This window comes from Marinobacter sp. (assembly GCF_035268745.1).
Classification (GTDB): domain Bacteria; phylum Pseudomonadota; class Gammaproteobacteria; order Pseudomonadales; family Oleiphilaceae; genus Marinobacter.
Genome location: NZ_DATFKH010000205.1, coordinates 1 through 1,242, shown reverse-complemented (window position 1 = coordinate 1,242; position 1,242 = coordinate 1). Strand labels below are relative to the sequence as shown.

The window sequence follows — 1,242 nt, the reverse complement described above, 5'->3', positions numbered from 1 at the left end:
GCCAGCGCCGGATCCTTGTAATCTTCGTTCCTCGTCAGCATTGCCCAAATCTGACGGGCCATCTTGTTAGCCAGCGCGATCGCGACCAGCATCTTGGGCTTGCGCGCCAACATGCGTGACAGCCAGCTACCCTCCACAATGCTGCGCTGTCCAAGCCAGCCCAGCCGCGACATTGCCCCAATGATCAGGAGGCGTCGAATATCGGCTTGGCCAGCCTTGGTCATGCGACCCAGGCGCTCCTTTCCTCCTGAGGAACGCTGCCTCGGCACCAGGCCCAACCAAGCCGCAAAATCGCGTCCGGTTTTGAACTGAGCCATGTCGGGCCCGAAGGCTTCCACCGCAACGGCCGTCAGTGGTCCCACACCCGGCATGGTCTGGAGACGGCGTGCCCTGTCCGACTGGGCGGCCAGCGCTTTGAGTTTAGCGGTCCGTTCGATGATACGCGCCGTTTTCTCTGCAATCTGCGCCAGCAGGTCCTGACACTCCTCCCGGATCAGTGCAGGCAAGTCGGAGGCCTCATCCTCCACGAGAGCTGTCATGCGATCGAGGTAGCGTATTCCCGCGGGAAACACGTGGCCGTGCTCATACAACAGCGCCCGCAAGGCATTCATATCTGCGGTACGTTGGTGGACTAGTCGCTCCCGGCCCCGGAACACCGCTGCGCGGGACTGCTGCTCACCTGTCTTGGGCTCAACGAAGCGCATCTCCGGCTGTCGGGCTGCAATCACGATTGCCTCGGCGTCAGCAGCATCATTCTTCTGACGCTTGACGAACGGGCGCGCGTATTGTGGCGCGATCAGTTTCACCTCGTGGCCAAGCGTCTCCATCTCGCGCGCCCAGTAGTGCGCGCTGCCGCAAGCCTCAAAGATGACCAGGCAGGGCTCCTGCTTGGCCATGAACGTCAGGAACTGCTTTCGCGTGAGTTTTTTGCGAAAATGCACTTCCCCTGTCCGTAGGGCACCGTGGACCTGAAAAACATTCTTTGCCAGATCGACCCCAATCATCATATCCTTCATTCCGCCGTCCTCTCCGTTGTGTGGCTAATAACACCACGACATTGGCACATTGCGATGCCGTCTCGGGAGGGCGGCAACCACTCCATCTGAGAAGATACGGATATATCTTGTGTGCGGGATGCTTTTTGCTGGTCTTGGGCTCTTGGTAGATCGGGACCAACCGCATCAGCTTCATCAGCCGCCGTACCCGGTGTCGCCCACATTTGTGTCCTTCTCGTTGCATGTG

At 59.7% G+C, this 1,242-nt stretch carries 1 protein-coding gene; it reads right to left on the bottom strand.

The features are described from left to right. The coding region (locus VJ956_RS13750; protein ID WP_324085610.1) for an IS110 family transposase at positions 1-1,016 on the bottom strand (1,016 nt) is incomplete at its 3' end. Between the last annotated feature and the right edge of the window lie 226 nt (positions 1,017-1,242).